Origin of the sequence: Glutamicibacter sp. AOP12-B1-11 (assembly GCF_052379245.1) — a bacterium.
Classification (GTDB): Bacteria; Actinomycetota; Actinomycetes; order Actinomycetales; family Micrococcaceae; genus Glutamicibacter.
The window spans coordinates 24117-41789 of record NZ_JBQSYL010000034.1; the positions used below are offsets into that span (position 1 = coordinate 24117).

General features: G+C 56.5%; 8 protein-coding genes and 1 pseudogene. 5 read left to right on the forward strand and 4 right to left on the reverse strand.

Features of this window, described 5'->3' with window-relative positions; genetic code table 11:
• Positions 1-85: 85 nt before the first annotated feature.
• Both ACT3UQ_RS17065 and ACT3UQ_RS17070 read left to right on the forward strand, forming a co-directional pair.
• On the forward strand, positions 86-1084 hold the full coding sequence (locus tag ACT3UQ_RS17065; protein ID WP_105650775.1) for a PhzF family phenazine biosynthesis protein: 999 nt from the start codon (positions 86-88) through the stop codon (positions 1082-1084).
• Between the two features lie 60 nt (positions 1085-1144).
• On the forward strand, positions 1145-2599 hold the full coding sequence (locus tag ACT3UQ_RS17070; RefSeq protein WP_444637585.1) for a DHA2 family efflux MFS transporter permease subunit: 1455 nt from the start codon (positions 1145-1147) through the stop codon (positions 2597-2599).
• Between the two features lie 77 nt (positions 2600-2676).
• Here the strand turns inward: ACT3UQ_RS17070 and ACT3UQ_RS17075 are convergent, their stop codons facing one another.
• Positions 2677-2916, reverse strand: coding sequence for a YtxH domain-containing protein (locus tag ACT3UQ_RS17075; RefSeq protein WP_105650773.1), 240 nt, complete (start codon positions 2914-2916; stop codon positions 2677-2679).
• A gap of 103 nt (positions 2917-3019) precedes the next feature.
• Positions 3020-3451, reverse strand: a complete 432-nt coding sequence (locus ACT3UQ_RS17080) for a hypothetical protein (protein ID WP_096289286.1) — start codon at positions 3449-3451, stop codon at positions 3020-3022.
• Between the two features lie 150 nt (positions 3452-3601).
• On the opposite strand from ACT3UQ_RS17080, the gene ACT3UQ_RS17085 reads away from it, so the two are divergent.
• A complete protein-coding gene (locus ACT3UQ_RS17085; RefSeq protein WP_181150574.1) occupies positions 3602-4288 on the forward strand; it encodes a TetR/AcrR family transcriptional regulator in 687 nt (228 codons plus the stop codon).
• Between the two features lie 83 nt (positions 4289-4371).
• Entirely contained in the window at positions 4372-5604 is a 1233-nt protein-coding gene (locus ACT3UQ_RS17090) for an acyl-CoA dehydrogenase family protein (RefSeq protein WP_105554529.1), read from the forward strand.
• A 374-nt stretch (positions 5605-5978) separates the two neighbouring features.
• Here the strand turns inward: ACT3UQ_RS17090 and ACT3UQ_RS17095 are convergent, their stop codons facing one another.
• Both ACT3UQ_RS17095 and ACT3UQ_RS17100 read right to left on the reverse strand, forming a co-directional pair.
• Complete coding sequence (locus ACT3UQ_RS17095; protein WP_444637586.1) at positions 5979-8306, reverse strand: LuxR C-terminal-related transcriptional regulator; 2328 nt, start codon at positions 8304-8306, stop codon at positions 5979-5981.
• A 975-nt stretch (positions 8307-9281) separates the two neighbouring features.
• On the reverse strand, positions 9282-16658 hold the full coding sequence (locus tag ACT3UQ_RS17100; protein ID WP_444637587.1) for an SdrD B-like domain-containing protein: 7377 nt from the start codon (positions 16656-16658) through the stop codon (positions 9282-9284).
• 625 nt (positions 16659-17283) lie between these two features.
• On the opposite strand from ACT3UQ_RS17100, the pseudogene ACT3UQ_RS17105 reads away from it, so the two are divergent.
• Positions 17284-17620: pseudogene (locus tag ACT3UQ_RS17105) on the forward strand (transposase); the annotation flags it as partial.
• Positions 17621-17673: the final 53 nt, after the last annotated feature.

Sequence of the window (17673 nt, forward strand, 5' to 3'; positions counted from 1 at the left end):
TGCTCGCGCTATGAGCCTGCCGTCATGACGGGTGCAACCGCGTAACACCGTGTCAACCTGCTGAATAATGTGCCACGATGCTTATATGTATCGCACATTTGCTTATCAGCAGGTTGACGTTTTTGCCCCCACTGCCTTCAATGGCAATGGGCTCGGCGTTGTCTTTGAGGCAGATCATTTGGACTCCGAGCAGATGCAGCGCTTTGCCCAGTGGCTGAACCTTTCCGAGACCGTCTTCTTCGTTACCCCCAGCAACGCCGAAGCCGACTATGCGATACGCATTTTCACCCCAACCACCGAACTGCCCTTTGCCGGGCACCCAACTCTTGGAGCCGCGCACGCCTGGATCGAGGCGGGCGGTGAGGCCAGCCCGAACGGGCATCTGATTCAGCAATGCGATGCAGGGCTGATCCAGGTTCGGATCGAACGCGAGGCCGGCGAGAACCACGCACGCCGCCTCGCCTTTCTCGCTCCCCCGCTGACTCGCAGCGGACCGCTGGAAGCCGACGTGCTGCAGTGGGCGATCTCCGGGCTAGGGATCAACGCAGAAGACGTCATCGCGCACCAGTGGCTGGTCAACGGCCCGCACCATGCAGGGCTGGTGCTGCGCGACGCCGACCTGGTGCTGGGGATCGAACCGGACTACGCGGCCCTGGACGGCTTGGAGCTCGGAGTCATTGGCCCGTACACCGCGTCAAGCGTGACTCAGGGTGTCTGGCAGCCTCACGCCACCGTGCTGCCGCGGATCTCCGGAACCCGCGAAGAATTACGTCCCCTGGACTACTCCGATCAGACGCGTTCGGAGGAGCGCTTCGGCTCGGTAGTGCTGCAGCCTCCGGCAGACTTCGAGGTCCGGGCCTTCGTTCCGGGCGAAGCCATACAAGAGGACCCTGCGACCGGTTCGCTCAATGCCGGATTTGGCGTGTGGCTGACTAAATCCGGCCTTGCCCCGCAGCGCTACACGGTACGCCAGGGAACGCGTGTGGGCCGTGAAGCCATCTTGCATATCGAGGCGACCGAATATGGAGTTTGGGTCAGTGGCGATGTGGCCACCCGTATCGACGGCACTGTGAGCTTCGACTGATTCCGGCGCCAAGCCCACCCAGCTATTTTAGTTTCACCATGCAAGCATTATTCTTGGTCAGTGCCAAAAATTGTGAGCCCCGAATCGGACTTTGATCGAAAAACCGCGTGGAATGCCCTCTGGGCTCTGGTCATCGGTTTTTTCATGATCCTGCTGGACACCACCATCGTGTCCACGGCCATGCCCGCGATCATGGAATCCCTGGATGCAGACATCTCGGGGATCTTGTGGATCAACAGTGCCTATCTGCTCACCTTCGCGGTGCCGCTGCTGATCACCGGCCGCCTGGGTGACCGATTTGGTCCGCGTAATATCTACCTGATCGGGTTGCTGATTTTCGCGCTCGCCTCCCTCTGGTGCGGACTGTCAACCTCATTGGCCTCGCTGACTTTTGCCCGAGCGGTTCAGGGCTTGGGTGCGGCACTGATCTCACCCCAGGCAATGACGCTGATTACCAGGCTCTTCCCCTACCAGCACCGCGGAGCTGCGATGGGCCTATGGGGCGCGGTGGCAGGTATCGCCACCTTGGTCGGCCCCATTGCCGGCGGGCTGCTGGTGGATTCCATCGGCTGGGAATGGATCTTCTTCATCAACCTGCCCATTGCGATCCTGAGCTTCATCATGCTGCTGAAATACGTGCCCCGCCTGGCACCGCAGGCGCACTCCTTCGATTTGGTCGGAGTGCTGCTTTCGGCGGTTGCCATGTTCGCGCTGGTCTTTGGCATTCAGGAGGGCGAGGCGACGAATTGGGAACCGTTTATCGGCCCGCTATCCTCGTGGCATCTGATTGGTCTGGGCATAGTCCTCTTTGGCGTCTTCATCTGGTGGCAATCGAAAACGGCCAAGGAACCCCTGGTTCCGTTGCGCCTCTTCGCCGTTCGTAATTTCTCGTTGGCGAACCTCGCGATTAGCTGCATGGGCTTGAGCATCGCGACCATGAGCCTGCCGATGGTGTTCTTCTTGCAAAATGTGCGTGGCTTGACCCCCACGCAGTCGGCTTTGATGATCTCGCCGATGGCCACTGTGGCGATCTTTGCCGCACCGGTGTTGGGCAAGACGGTTAATAGGTTCAATCCGCGCACCCTTGCGGTTCCCGGTTTTGCGCTGCTCGGTGGAGCGACGGTGGTGTACGCCTTCATGATGCATGTCGACACACCGCTGTGGACTTTGCTGATCCCTTCCACCGTGCAGGGCCTTGGCTCCGCGATGATCTGGCCCTCGCTTTCGCTGGCCGCGACGAAGGATCTGACTCCGCGCGATGCCGGCGCCGGTTCGGGTATTTACAATACGACCCGGCAGATTGGCTCGGTGCTCGGTTCGGCGTTGATCGCCGTCATGATGGAATCGCGCGTTTCCGCACAGATCCTCCAGGTCCGGGCCCAGGGCACCGAAGCGATAGGCGAGGCCACCGCGGTGGGCTTGGGCCAGGCCCTCATGCTGCCCGGCCTGGTGGCCATTGCCGCGGTCTTGGTCGTTGTGTTCTTGAATTCCGCAGAAAAGAAGCCGGTAACCTAGCCATTCAAGGCAATAAAAACAGGTGTGGCTCCGCGTTTTTTACGCGGAGCCACACCTGTTTCAGGTCCTGAGGAAACTTATGCGGACTGGTCCGGCTTATCCTCGCCCTTGGCCTTCTCGACCGTCTCGCCAATCTTTTCCTGCGCGTCGGCAGCGAAGTCCTTCACATTCTCCGTGGCGTCGGTAGCAAACTCTTTGACGTTTTCGGATGCATCACCAGCGAATTCCTTGACGTTCTCGGATGCATCACCAGCAAATTCCTTGACGTTTTCGACTGCTTCGCCCAGCTTCTTTTTTGCGTTATCCAAGAAACCCATGGGTTCTCCTCTTAGTTAGAAACTTGATAGTGACTACTGAAAACCTGCAGCCCTAAGTCAAACTTACGTCGAACCCAATGCTCTGCTCAATAGCTTGAGAGTACTACTTCTTTTTCTTGGCCTGCTTGACTGCACGGCGGCCAAAGATCAAGGCCACGGCGATGCCGGCAAGCCAGACATCCTTCGCCAGGGCCGTACCGTCGCTCGTTGGGCGAATGCCATCGGATTCGGTCATTCCCGGAGTACGCAGGTAGGAAGACAGCAGGACACCCGAGAAGGCCCCGAGACCCATGCCGGCCAGGCGCGAGGGAATGATGGGCAACAGCAAGGCGCTGCCCAGCGCGATTTCGGATACCGAGACCGCCTTGCCGAATGCTGCGGGCTCCAACTCGCCCAGCTGAGGAATGCCGTTGGAGGCCAGCTGCTGCAGTCCGGCGGCGCTGGCCTCATCGATGCGCAGTTTGTTGATTCCGCTGTTGAGAATGAATGCGCCACTGACCAAACGTAGAGCGGCGTTTGCGATAGAGATTCCCATGGGCCCTCACTTCTCTTCCAAGTTGTTTTGCGGCCACACTCCTGAAATGAGTGGCCTTGAACCTCAGCGTAGTCACCCCGGGGAATGATCACAATCATTTAGTCCCGTGAGCCGGAGCTGAAAAGTGGAAACATGCTAAATTCAAGAATCATGATCTCTTCATCCGCCGTACCTTCAGCAGCCCTGGACCTCCTCATCACCCAAGGGTTCGACACAACAAGTGTCGACGAGCTCGCGGCGACCGCCGGAATGTCGCGCTCCACGTTCTTCCGCCGTTTCGGCTCCAAGGAAAACATGGTGTTCGCGGATCAGGAAATGATCATCACCCACGTCAAAACGACCCTTGCGGCTTCTTCGGTCAGCGCAACCCAGACCCTGATCGATGCGGCGCATGTGGTCTTCGACCAGTACACCATGAATCCCGAGGCGGCGCAGCTGCGTCACCGCCTGCTGTCTTCGGTGCCCTCGCTGCGGGAACGCGAACTAGTTTCCACCCATCGCTACGAGCGGGCCTTCTACGACTTCCTGTCCGCCCGGGAGCTTGCCGCCAGTGCGCCGCATCGTGCTCTCTGCCTAGGCATCAGCGCAGGGTTAGTCGCCATCCACAATGACCACCTGCGGTTGTGGCTGCGCGACCCTTCGGCCACCGACAGGGAGCGCTTGGCCAGGGATGTGCGTTTATTCCTGGACCGATTCGTCGACTTGCTGGATCCGAGCAATGCTCCGAAATCCTCGGCCAGGTCGCCACGGGTGGTGGTCTCGGTGCTCGACGAAGGCAGCGATGAGCAGACCGTGCTCGATGCGGTGGCAAAAGCCCTGCGTGAACACAAAAAATGACACCTAGTTTCTTGACATGACACTGCGTTCCATTAGGCTGGTTGAAGAATAGTTTTTGACCTTCCGCAAAGGAGCGCCCCCAAATGACCCAGCAGCACACCGAATTCGAGTTTCCCGCCGGTGTTGTGGAGCCCGAGTACGACCTCTGGGCAGACGGGGTAGATATCGACCCCACCGGCGTGCTGGCCGAGGTCGATCCGGCCGACGCCGACTGGCGCGCCAGGGCCCGCAAGTTCATCCTCGAAGAGGTCAAGGACGATATTCACGAATACTGGGACAAGGCAGACTACCCGGTGCATCTGATCAAGAAGCTCGGCGACTACGGCCTTCTGCGTGATGGCCTGGACGTGGACGGGCTGCCTGCCATGAGCCCCATGGCCGCCGGACTGATCAATATGGAAATGGCCCGTGGGGATGGCTCGGTGGCCACCATCGTGGGCGTCCAGGGCGGGCTGGCGCTGCGCTCGATCATGTACTGCGGCAGCCCGGAGCAGAAAGCCAAGTACGGCCTGCCGATGCTCGCCGGGGAGCTTGCCGGCTCCTTCGCGCTGACCGAGCCAACCCACGGCTCGGACTCGGTTGGTCTGGAAACCCGCGCGCATCGGGTTGCGGGCGGCTATGTGCTCAACGGTGAAAAGAAGTGGATCGGCAACGGCTCCATTGGCGGCATCACCGTTCTCTGGGCTCGCGACGACGAGGGCAACGTCCGCGGCTTCCTGGTCGATCAGGATTCCGCCGGGTACAGCGCGACGACCATCAAGCACAAGCTCTCGCTGCGCGCCATCTGGCAGGCGCATATCCGCTTGGAAAACGTCTTCGTGGCCGACGCGGAGGTGCTTGAGGATTCGCACAGCTTCAAGGACACCGCACGGGTGCTGTTCGCCACCCGGCTGGGGGTCGCCTGGTCGGCCGTGGGCCATGCCACCGCATGCTACGAATCCGCGGTGCTCTACGCCAAGCAGCGCATCCAGTTCGGCCGCCCCCTGGCAGCTAGCCAGATCGTGCAGGAACGCCTGGCTCGGATGCAGTCCGAACTGGCGACCATCCAATTGCTCGCCGTGCAGTCCGCGAAACGCGAAGCCCGCGGCGAACTGACCGGTCCGCAGGCCTCGCTGGCCAAGTACACCGCCACGCGTACCGCGCGCCAGATCGCGTCGAATGCACGCGACCTGCTCGGCGGCAACGGCATCCTGACCAGCAACCGCGTGGCCCGCCACTTTGCCGACATCGAGGCCATCCACACCTACGAAGGCACCGAAACCGTGCAGGCGCTGCTGATGGGCCGCAACATCACCGGCATCTCGGCCTTCGCCTAACCGCGATCCTGGAAAACGAGAACCTCGTTGGCCGGCACCGCTTTGGCGGTGCCGGCCAACGAGGTTTAACCTGCTATTTTGAGCTTTCGCGGCGCTTCAATTTTTAGCGTGGTGAGCCCGAAGCGTAAGTAAGGCTCGCAGTCCGCTCTGCGAAGATGGATATTGTCAATGCATGCTATGCGCAAGGAACCAAGAGCCCTGTTCAAGGATTCCGCTCGAATCGATGCTGTGTCGATGGTGTGTCTTCCGAGATCCTGGATGCGGAAACTAGCAGTGTTCAGGCAGTACAACGTCAATTAGCAATGAGCCTGACCCGACGTAAACCTGCCCCAGGTATCCGCGATTATGCTTGTCCAATAACCGCATAACGCTGATTAGTACCCCCAATGACGGGCAACTTTTAGCGCTTCCGCCTTCGAGTTGACATCCAGTTTGCGGTATAGGGAGCTGATCTGGGATTTGACCGTGTTAGGCGAGACAAAAAGCTGTTCTGCGATTCGACTGCGTGAATGGTCCGCGCGCAGCCCTGCCAGTACACTGAGTTCGCGTTCAGTCAGAGTAGGCCTGATTTCGATACTGGAGGGTGGCATGAAAATCTTCAGTCTGCCCAGCTGCTCAGCAGTAAGTTGCAGCAACTCTTCCAACTCCAACGTGTTCCCGTTCATCCAGACCGGGACCAAATCACTCAGCTCACCGTCCACTGCATGCCGTTTTGCGATGTCCGCCAGGATCCCTTCCGGCAGCACGCCCATGTAGCGTGCTGCGAGCCGCGTATTTCGGATCAGATTGTCGTACCGGGCTCCAGTCACTACGATCGGCGCTCTCGACAGAACAGCAAGAGCTCCGTTGCGGTCCCCGCAATACAGTCGATGCAGCGCACGGGTGACAACAAATTCTGGCGGATAAGCGGGTGCTGCGGACCCAGCTTGACGGTTCAATGCTATGAAGCCGCCTTCAACGCCCAGAATTGCTGCGGCGTGGTGCAAAGCTCTGCTGGCCATCGGCGAACTGGCTGCGTGGGGACGGCCCAGCACAAGTTCCTCCAACATCCGGTGCGCGGCCTCTGCCTGACCGGTCACTGCCGCATGCATGGCAAGCAGCAGCGCGTGCACCGCCCAGAACTCATCGTTGTCAGGCTCGGCAGGCAGTTGCCCCAGTATTGAACCCAAAGTTTCGATATCCAACTCGGCGAAGGCCACGAATGCTTCAGCAAGCCCTGCTGCCCGACCAACCATTGCCGAACCCCAACGAACCTTGGAATGGTGATCATGGAAGCTCATGAGCCAGCGCCGAGCAGCGCGGGTATTGCCTTCCTGAGCATAAACCAGCGACAATTTGGATGCTACGTCCGCGGCAATGAAATGGTTGCCCGCAACCTCAGCCAGAGACCAGGCTGATTCATAAGCGGCTGTCGCCGACGGTCGTTCGTTGGCGATATCCAACGATATTCCGGCATGCAGTTCGGCCATGGCTGCCAACGCTGGTCGAACGTTGCCAGCAGCTGTCGCCTGCTGGACCGCACGACGCAGTCTGCACGCAGCATCTGTCCCCTCCGGTCCATAGTGGCCGTGGAAGCGCAGTATTCCCAATTCAATCAGACCCGCGAAGATAGCCTCTGGTTTCGGTTGCCTATAGAGCTCGATGGTGTGCTCGCGTAGCAACTGGGCAGTGTAGTCCGTCATGTAGTCAGGTTCCGTGGTGGGAAAGGGGACGACCATCCGGTCTTTAGCGGCCGCGGCAGCGATTTTCATCGCAGGACCATAGATTTGTGACCGGCTAGTAGCCCATCGAGGCAATCGGGCGCCTGCCTCGAACAGGAGGCGCGGCTCAGTGGTAAAAATGTCCACCCAGCCTTCGACGAGGACTGTGGGCAGAGCCCGCCACGAACGCTTACCTAGTGCTGAACGGACGGCCTCGCGGGTACGCCCGGCGGCATGCATGGCCTCAACGGCATGCTCGTGGAGCCACTGCGCACGCTGGGGCTCCCGCCACTCACAGTCCTCAACAAGCACCTGCCGAAGCAATTCAGGCATGATCCAGCCCCCGGACGGGGAGCATTGTGCCATGGCCGCGCGTCTGAGGGCCGAGATCCCTGGGGGGTTTGGATAGCGATCGCCGTAGAAAGCCACCATGAGTTCTTCAGTAAGTTCAGGAAGGAACGCGCACTCCCTCAAGATGCCTTCAGGATCAAGAGCTTCAATCCACGGCAAAGCTGCACGACGCAGCGCATTGACCGCGGCATCTTGATTGGAAGAGTCCGCCAGAAGACTACGCACACAACCGGGCCATCCACCGGTCAGTTGCCGTAGCCTCTCCGCGTCAGTGAAACCCGCTCCGGCCAACTTGGATATATCTGAAGCGCTCAGGAACAGATCTCTGAAGTCAACAACGTGGCCACCGATATGGCGCGTTATATCGGCGGCGATCGAGCCAGCGGGAAGAATGACTGCTATCCGTGCGTCGGGTGCACGCATCTGTCGCTCGGCAATCTTGTCGAAGAGCTCCTCGGGTGGAGTACTCTCATCGATCAGCTCTCCTTGACCATCAAGCCATCGTAGAGCCACCCGGTGCCGATTCGAACCCTGGGGTGCATTGAGCAGCAACAGGTGTATCTTCGGATCGAGACTCGGGGCGATCCGGTCCCATAGAATCGCAGCAACAGGGTCCTCAGCGGAAGGCCTTGACTGCGTGAAAAGATCCATATCCTAATTCTCTCTCCTGACTTGTGATCTTTCGGGACAGGCTGGGACCTGATTTCCGGCGTGGGACCACGGCATCGTACTTTAGCGTACACTTCCGCGGCGGGCCGGAACGAGATCTTCCGGTACAATTCCTCTTGCGCTCATTTCCTACCTGACTTGCGAAAAGGCGAAAGATCGTATGAATCGCGCTTCCTCCCCGGGCCCGATGGCGGGGTGAAGATCGTTCGCTGATCTGGCTGGAGAAATGTTGGGTCACGTCCAGAAACCGACGCGTGGCGAAGATTCGTTGATCTTCCGTGGAAGGAATGAAAAACCCTAGCTGAAGACGTCGGACACCTCTAGGGAAAGACGCTTCCCTCAGCTGGCGAAGGAAACCAGAGTGTCCTTAAATCACACTCGAGAATTGTCGATGCCGACTCCTTCACACGCTAAGGAAAGCGAGTCCCCAGCGGCGTTTTGGCCATGACTGTCTTGAACGAAGCCTTGTACTGCGAAACCGGATAGATCCTGGCCGTACTGCATATTGAAGCCGAGGCGTTGCGCCAGGATCTCGGCGACTGCTTACCCCTCGTGTCTTGCGTCCCACCGGAAGCAACACTCATCACCTATTGGTGAGGGGCACCGGCTCGACGTGACCACGGCACAGCAAACCTACGCCATCATGCTGTCGTCAACCATTTCTCCTAGCTTCCTATGATGGTCACTCGTTCTGGCCATTTCCATAGCCGGTGCTGTGCTTGTGGCACGGACCCGGAGCCGGCTGCGGCTGAATCGATCCTTGTAGAAATTCTCTCCCTTTGCAGAACTGTGTGGGCGTCCATGTGACATGAAACTTTGTCATAGGACAAAAACCGATTAGCTTCGCCAGGAGATGCGATGCTCGGAATACCAGCATCCGTACTCATAGCAAAAAGGGTAGCGCCCGACCCCCAAGGTATACCCGGGCACTACCCTTTTTGTTACCTCAACCGCTAATTAGCTGTGGCGTCCGCGAGTACGGCGGGCCAAAACTACACCGGCTGCTGCCAGGAGCAGACCAAGAACTAGCAACGACATGGTCTTGATACCAGTGTCGGCCAGATTGTCATCGTTCCTTGGCTCCTGTGTCTGCTGTGGTTCTTCAGAACCGTCAACAGATTCAGAAGCTGAAGGCTGCTCAGACATCTCGGTCGGCGTTGGATCCTGTGAAGGATCTTCGCTCTTCTCTGGCGAATCGGTTGGATCTTCCGAAGGTTCCTCAGCTGGATCCGTTGGAGTCGATTCGCTCGGAGATGGCTCGGTCGGTTCCGTCGGAGACGGCTCGGTCGGTTCCGTCGGAGACGGCTCGGTCGGTTCCGTCGGAGACGGCTCAAGTTCATCTTCTAGATAGAAACCGAAGTCGAGGGTTCCGTCGTGATCCCCATCTTCGTTCAGTCCTTCAGACTTGGCTTCCCAAGTAGAAGAGTCCTTCTCCCGGTCGGTACCGTTTTCCTTAGTCGGCAGGTAGCCGTCCAAGACATCAGCGGATTCTTCCCGATCAATAACAACCGTGTACGACTCACCATCCTTCAGAACCGGCAGGTCCTTGAAGATGTAGTAACCGTTCTCATCTGTGCTTACCGGGCCGACAGGGTTGCCGTTGATATCAACAACTTCCTTGCCATCCGGGCCAATCAGCTTCAGAACCACACCCTCAAGTGGGTCTTCGTCCTTATCCTGAATTCCGTCGCGGTTCTTATCCACCCAAACGTAGTCACCCAAGGAAACCGAGGGTTCCTCAGTCGGAGTCGTAGGTTCCGTCGGCTCAGTCGGAGTCGTAGGTTCCGTCGGCTCAGTCGGTTCCGTCGGTTCCGTCGGTTCCGTCGGAGTCGTAGGTTCCGTCGGCTCAGTCGGAGTCGTAGGTTCCGTCGGCTCAGTCGGAGTCGTAGGTTCCGTCGGAGTCGTAGGTTCCGTCGGCTCAGTCGGAGTCGTAGGTTCCGTCGGAGTCGTAGGTTCCGTCGGCTCAGTCGGAGTCGTAGGTTCCGTCGGAGTCGTAGGTTCCGTCGGAGTCGTAGGTTCCGTCGGAGTCGTAGGTTCCGTCGGCTCAGTCGGCTCAGTCGGCTCAGTCGGCTCAGTCGGAGTCGTAGGTTCCGTCGGCTCAGGTTCTGGCTTCAAAACGACGCCTGCATCCCACGTCGGATCGATGCCTTCGGTAGCCTTGAACTCCTGGTCTGAGTATGCCTTGGTCAACGAGGCGTTCTCGTCATCCAAAGTGAACTTGATCGTCAAACCGGACTTTGGATCAGCATCCGAGTCGTTCGAATCATTCTTCCCAGCATTCTGCGAAGTAAATTCATACTTCTTGGTCTGCTCGCCAGTCAATTCGAACTTGACCTGATAGTCACCGGCTGGCAGCTCATCAAAGAGGTAGCGGCCATTCTCATCGGTAGTCGTCGAAGAAACTTTCTCGCCGTTACCGTCAAGCAGGATGACCTTCACACCTTCAAGAACTTCCGAATCACCTTGGAGACCGTCCTCGTTCGCATCAACCCAGACGTAGTCGCCCACGGCATAAGTCTTGACCGGCTCTGGCTTCATTACAAAACCAAAGTCCAGCGTTGGGTCATGCTGGCCGCCTTCGGTCAGACCCTGCGAGCTGGCTTCCCAAGTTGAAGAGTCGTTTTCACGGTTGTCCTCAGTCTCGATAGTCGGAATGTAAGGAGCCAAAGGTTCCTTAGACGCTTCCTGATCGATGCTCACCGTGTATGACTGCCCATCTTCGAGAACCGGCAGGTTGTCAAAGATGTAGTAGCCGTTTTCATCGGTGCTGGTTGGCTCAACAGGCTTGCCATTGACGTCAACTACTGGCTCACCATCTGGTCCAACGAGTTTCAGAACGACATCCTTAATGCCCTTCTCATCCTCGTCCTGCAGTCCGTCACGATTCTCATCAACCCAGACATAGTCGCCAACGGAAACCTTCGGAATAACAAATCCAAAGTCCAAAGTTGGATCATGCTCTCCGTCTTCGGTCAAACCCTGCGAGCTGGCTTCCCAAGTTGAAGAGTCGTTTTCACGGTTGTCCTCAGTCTCGATAGTCGGCATGTAAGGAGCCAATGGTTCCTTAGACGCTTCACGATCGATGCTCACCGTGTAGGACTGGCCCTCTTCAAGGACCGGAAGATCCTTGAATTCATAGAAACCACTCTCGTCGGTGGTGGTTGGCTCAACAGGCTTGCCGTTGACGTCAACAACTTCCTTGCCATCCGGGCCGACGAGTTTCAGAACGACATCTTTAATGCCCTTCTCATCCTCATCTTGCAGTCCGTCACGATTCTCATCAATCCAGACGTAGTCGCCAACGGAAACCTTCGGAGTAACAAATCCGAAGTCCAAAGTTGGATCATGCTCTCCGTCTTCGGTCAAACCCTGCGAGCTGGCTTCCCAAGTTGAAGAGTCATTCTCGCGGCTGTCGTCAGTCTCGATGGTCGGAATGTAAGGAGCCAAAAGTTCCTTAGACGCTTCACGATCGATGCTCACCGTGTAGGACTGGCCCTCTTCAAGGACCGGAAGATCCTTGAATTCGTAGAAACCGTTCTCGTCGGTCATGGTCGGCAGCACTGGGTTACCAAATACATCGATAACTTCCTTGCCATCCGGGCCAACGATGGTCAGAACGACATCCTTGATGCCCTTTTCATCCTCATCCTGCAGTCCGTCACGATTTTCATCGATCCAGACGTAGTCACCAACTGAGACCTTTTCCTTCTCTTCAGGCTTGAAGGTGATACCAGTCTTGATTGGCTCTTGGCTGCGGTAATCGGTCTTGCCATTTACCTGAGCCTGGGCTGCGTAACCAAAGGAGTTCCACGCGGGAGCGAAATCTGAAGTTCCCTCTGGCATTTCAGTTTCCGAAACTGTTGTGAAGGTCAGCGATACACCTTCGCCTGGCGCAAACCCGTCGGACGAATCCAAAACAAGTTTGATGCCCTTGATTTCCTTCGGGTTGGCCGGACGTTCGGTGGTCCAGTTTCCTTCACAACCTGCCCATGGATCCTGCATATTGGCGCCGCTTGGCTTGCATTGCGCGGGATCACCGGTCAGGTAAGACAGCACCATGTCGGTTCCTGCAGGAACTTCTGGCAGCTTGATGTCCAAGAGGGTCGGAACCCACTGGGAACCACGCGGGGCGTTGGCCTGGGAACCCGTTACTCCGGTGTCTCCGACGTACGGGAAGATATCCAGAATTTCCATGTGCTGCGCGTTAACGTTGCCGGTGTTGGTAACGCTGAGGTTCCACTCTGCGATACCACCCGGTTTGGTCTCCACGATGCATGGGTAACGATAGAATCCACCTTCAAACGCGTAGCAGGCTTCGTCGTTTTCAACCTTGGAATTGACGTTGTAAACGCCAGTCTTCTCGGTCTGCTCACCGCTCAAAACCTCGCGAACGAGCTTACGTGATGAGTAGGCTTGGCCTTCGATGACCGAAACGAGATGGTCATCGCTGCTCTCTTCGGAGTTGTCACCGCTGAAGGTAACCTTGTTCTCCAGTTTTTCTTTCGCGTTCAGCCCGCCACGCACGGTGGTTGGTAACTTCACGGTGATCGATTCACCTGGGTACAGTTTGGTTCCCTCGGGGAAACTGAACTTCAGCGAATTGTCTTCTTCAACCGCGGTAACCTTCGAGATGTCAACCGCGGTGCCTTCCGGCGCTTGGTTGAATTTCTTCTCAAAGGAATACGAAGTCAGCGACTGCCATTCAGGATCAAGAATCAGCTTCGGTCCCTGGGCATCGTTCGGCAATATATCGGTAATGACAGGGTTCAAGACCGCGTCGGTACCGTTATTGGTGACGGTGAACGTGTAGTTCAACTCGCGGCCCGGTGCGATTTGCCCGTTAGGGGCATCCGAATTCTTTGAAACCTCGGAGTTGGTCTCTCCGGGGTTGAATACCAAAGCATCAGTTGCATCGTCGGTGTCACGATCCTGGCCCAGACGGGAGACCTCTGCCGATGCAGTGTTCTCGGTTGTCAGCGCCTGGGTTTCACCAGGATTTCTCTGGCCCTCTTCGAGTGCAATCAGTTCACCACTGCGCAGGGTGTACCGTGGCAGAACATTGAACTTGATGGTTGTGTCATTGCTAAGTAGCTCTTCGAAGTTGCGGCCTTCCGCAGTGACTCGAACGCCTTGAACCTGATCATTGGCTGGTTTGGTGGTAGTCCACTCCCCGCCTTCAGCGACCAGCGTTCCATCTTTCAACACATACTCCGCACCGGTGAAGTACTCGATAGTGACATCGTAGACACGGCTGTTTGGGACGGGGTCCCATCCGGCGAAATCGAAGGTGTTCCAGAAGGTTGGATCCTGATCCACAATCTGAACATAGTCGGCCTTGTGGGTTCCGCTATTAACATTCAGGGTGACGTTTACCGGTGCGGGGTTGCCGTTGCTGGTAAAGAAATCGATCGGACCTTCGGGGTTGAACGTCTTGGTCAGGGTCGCATTGAGATCCACCGAGTTTTCGGTAATGATCTCCAGCGGTGCCTGTGGTTCTTTGACAGCCGATTCGTCGCCACGCTGAACGGTCGCTACAGCCGTGTTCGGCAGAACGTAGCCGCGCATGCCGTCAATACGGTCAAGCTCGGCCAATGCTGCGTCGATTGGCTGGGCCGGATCCGAGCCACGCAGCTCATCGCGCAGCTCGGTGCCAACGGAGACCCAGAACTCGGTGTCGCGTGGAACCAGCTTTTCGCCGTCCTTCGCGAGGTTGAATTCGAATGCGGTGACCTCTTCCCAGCTTCGTCCTTCGGGAAGCATTGGAGTCAGGGCGTCCTCACCGGTGAAGTTGATTTCGCCAGTAGCGGTCTTCAAAGTCAGGTGGGCTAGATCCTGGAGTGCTTCGTCGGATAGTTGTGCACTGATACCTGTAATGTCAACGTAGTCAAAAGGGTTAACTTCGTCAGCTTTCGAATCAACAATCGAAAGCTTGTCGACGCCATAGGTCGAAGTGTTCTTCGCCCACAGGTTCAAGGTGCTCGTCGGGTTCTTGTTCGTCGGCGCCTCGGAAACAGGTTTCTGAACGATGACGTTCCGGTCCCAGGACTTCGAGCTCTGCAGCTGAATTTCCTTATCGACCCAGACTGATCCTTCGGTGCCATCACCGTTGTTGATGCCCAGAACGTTGTCGGTTTTCAGCTCATCGGTGAGAGCATCGGTGACCTCGAAGTTGACTTGTGCCCGCACATCCTTGTCATGCGGGAACGTGCCTGAATCGCGGGTGTAGGTAACCCGAACCCCGGTAGCTCCTTCGGGCATTGGGGTGTTCTCGATTTTATTGCCGTCTTCGGAGACAGCCAATTCAATCCAGTTGTTGTCGGAGTCCTTGTACTCCACAACAACTTTGGTAGCGCCCTGAGTAGATGGCACCGAGACGCTAGTGGCCTTGAATGCTGGAACCATTGACGCGAAGTCGTCGGTCTGCACGATCTCGCGGACGTCCATGTTGGTATTGGTCTGATCAGCCTTGGTATTTAGCCAAACACTAGTCTTGTCGCCCGGAATACCTTCGATGCGGTGGGGATTGAATCCTTTGCCTCCGATCAAAGCGAATCTTGGCTCCTGAACCAGCAAGGTAGCACCGGCTTCGTCTTCAACGACGTCTTGGTTTCCAGATGGAGTGCCTTGGCCCAGAACCACGTTCTTGTAGCCCTCGGCAGAAACTGCAGTGGCCAGAACTTCGAATTCGAACTCGAATCCTGCGCTAGGGGCGAAAGTTCCATCGAAGGATATTTCAAAGCCCTTGACATCGCTACCTGCAGGAAGGTTCTCCGGCAGGGAGATCTTCCCGTCAACATTTTCAAGTGGGTATTCTGTACCGGCGACCGTCAGCAAACCCGTGGCGGCTCCGGCTGGCCAGGTGCCGCCGTTGAACTTGCTGAAGTTAAGGCCTTCGCCGAACGGTGAAGTACCCGTTGCGGGTTCCTTCAAGGTTAAGTTAGTGAGATTTCGGTTTGAGGTGTTGGTCAGTCCAAGCTTCACCGTGGAAGCATTGCGCCCATCACCAATTTCTGCGGCATCACCAGCAACCACCAGCTCCGGGGCGAAGGACTTGGTGGCATCCACCGTGTAGTTTGCCGACTCAATCACGAAGCTATCTTCAGCAGTGAAAGGGTCATTCTGTTCGCCGTTAGGGAGTACTGCGATGATGTTGGTTTCATTCGCGACCACAGCGGCTTCGGCACCATCGCGTAGGACGGTGTTCAGCGGAATCGAGCCGGTTGTACCGTTGGCGATGATTCCGCCTTCGGTGTCGGTTGATTTCGTTGAGGTGAAGACGAATTCAAACCCGGTAATGGTTTTTAGATCAAAGCCTTCCGGGAATACGGGCGGTGCATTGGGGTTAGCGGTTTCCAGAACCTGTGGTTCTGGCGCGTCGCCCACGAAGTAGGAAACGACGAGTTCATCGGCACCCTCTGGGTAGACGATGTCGCCGAATCCGGTGAATTCAACTGAAGCGAATGGATCGGTATCGCCCGAAGGCTCCTCGATGACCATCGAGGATGCGCCCACCTTGGAGGTGTTCTTGATTCCGCCGAGCGTCGCGCTGATGTTCTTATCAGACCCCTGCTCCAGCACATCCTCGGACCACTGCTTAGTAATTTCGGCGTTGGGAGCCAGATCAATGTTCGGAATAACAGCTTCGGCTGGATCCTTGATGGATCCAAGATCAGAAGTCAGCTCGGCTTCGTTGATCAGCTGCTGGCCATTGAACTTTGGGTCCGCGTTATCGGGGAACTTCGCCACGATGGTTATCGTGTAGTCGGTGCCATCGTTGATACCGACTTTCCCGGGACGGTCCTCGGAGGTCTCATTAAAAGTCAGCTTTACCGAAGTGCCATCTTCTGCGGGTTCTTCGGTAACATCCTTCGCGAACCCGTTGTAATTAATGCTATCCAGAACTAGTGGTTCAGGAAGCAAATCAATCAGGTACGCATCGCTACATGGTTCAGTGTTGGAGGAGCAGCCCAGCTTGATCTCGTAGTTGACAAAATCGCCCGGACGAATTGCTTCACTACTTGTCAGGTTCTTTTCCAAGAACATGCCGGCACCGGCGGCGGCACGAGTACCAACTTGCGGCGTTACTGTGCCCTGAACATTATTGGCTGCTGCGGATTCTTCGTCCGCTCCTGAATCGCTTGCTTGTTGACCTTCCGGTCCGCCTTCTTGCGAGTCGGTGCCTATGGCAGCTGTATCAGCTACAGACGAATCGGGGGAAGGAGCCGCCACTGCTGGCGCCACACCTGCCATTCCGACTCCGACGGTTACCGCAAGGAACGAGGCAAGCATAGATTTCCAGCGTTTTGAAACGCCAGGCTCTTGCTCAATTCGCATTTTATATTCCCATTTACCGTTGTTAAGCAGGGCGGAAAACACCTGTCTATTTCCCTAAACGCAGACGTCCGCCACTGTGGACTTCGCAAGCCTAACAAGATGATAAATAGGAGTATCTGAGAAGAATGAGCCGAAGCCAGAGGTCGTATTGCTACGCAAAAAATGTGCGGGGCATAGAGTAACCAGATTTCAACAAGTTCACAAGCATGAATTTTCACCGACAAGTTTCTCCGATTACCCTCACAGATATATCTGTCCTGTTCAAAAAATATTTTTCATAGACAAAGATTGCATCATTCGCCATTTTTGAGTGAGAAAATCTCGATTACATGGGATTATTTATAACTTTTTTCATCATCGAACAAAGGCTGAAGTCATCAATGCCCGAAAATCACGCTTTTCGCGACTCGCAAGAGCTCTAAAGGCGGAGGCTTCTTCGCCATATCATGCAAATATGTGACTAACCTCGCGTTGCGTGGCGTGAATTATTAGCCTTCTTCGCAGCCCCCAGGCAGTGCGTCGGGATCGACCAGTTGGACTCCGATCACCTCGCCTAAGCAATTGAATTCACCCTGAAATTCACCCTCCCTAACCGCGATTACCGTCTCCGCATATCTACCAATAGGTTGAACGGCCGAAGCTGACTCCAGAAACGGATCCGGTGATCGGGGTAATCTACGCGATCAAGGAGCATGTCGGAGAGCTGCTGAAACCACGGCTATTCATGAATTCCAGTCCCGGTGGGCGATGCCCTAGATGTCCTTGAACGCCACTAAAATGAGTGAGGCGAAATCGTTTTGTTCCGTTCGTTGACCGCGTAGCGGCGGGAAATGCTGATCTTCGTGAGGACCGGACTAACCATTGCTAGGGATGAAGCATCGAATTCGACGGCTAAGAACCTCAAACACATCGGCCGAAGTTATCAGAATCATGCTCATTGTCGGATCAGGATCTTGTTATAAATGCCATGCTTTCGGCCGTGCTGAACAGGCTGCACCACGCTTGCTTCTTTTAA

Excerpts from the sequence above, each read along its gene's own strand:
- ACT3UQ_RS17065 (WP_105650775.1), top strand. The coding sequence starts at position 86 with ATGTATCGCACATTTGCTTATCAGCAGGTTGACGTTTTTGCCCCCACT.
- ACT3UQ_RS17075 (WP_105650773.1), bottom strand. The coding sequence starts at position 2,916 with ATGGGTTTCTTGGATAACGCAAAAAAGAAGCTGGGCGAAGCAGTCGAA.
- ACT3UQ_RS17090 (WP_105554529.1), top strand. The coding sequence starts at position 4,372 with ATGACCCAGCAGCACACCGAATTCGAGTTTCCCGCCGGTGTTGTGGAG.
- ACT3UQ_RS17085 (WP_181150574.1), top strand. The coding sequence starts at position 3,602 with ATGATCTCTTCATCCGCCGTACCTTCAGCAGCCCTGGACCTCCTCATC.
- ACT3UQ_RS17080 (WP_096289286.1), bottom strand. The coding sequence starts at position 3,451 with ATGGGAATCTCTATCGCAAACGCCGCTCTACGTTTGGTCAGTGGCGCA.
- ACT3UQ_RS17095 (WP_444637586.1), bottom strand. The coding sequence starts at position 8,306 with ATGGATCTTTTCACGCAGTCAAGGCCTTCCGCTGAGGACCCTGTTGCT.
- ACT3UQ_RS17100 (WP_444637587.1), bottom strand. The coding sequence starts at position 16,658 with ATGCGAATTGAGCAAGAGCCTGGCGTTTCAAAACGCTGGAAATCTATG.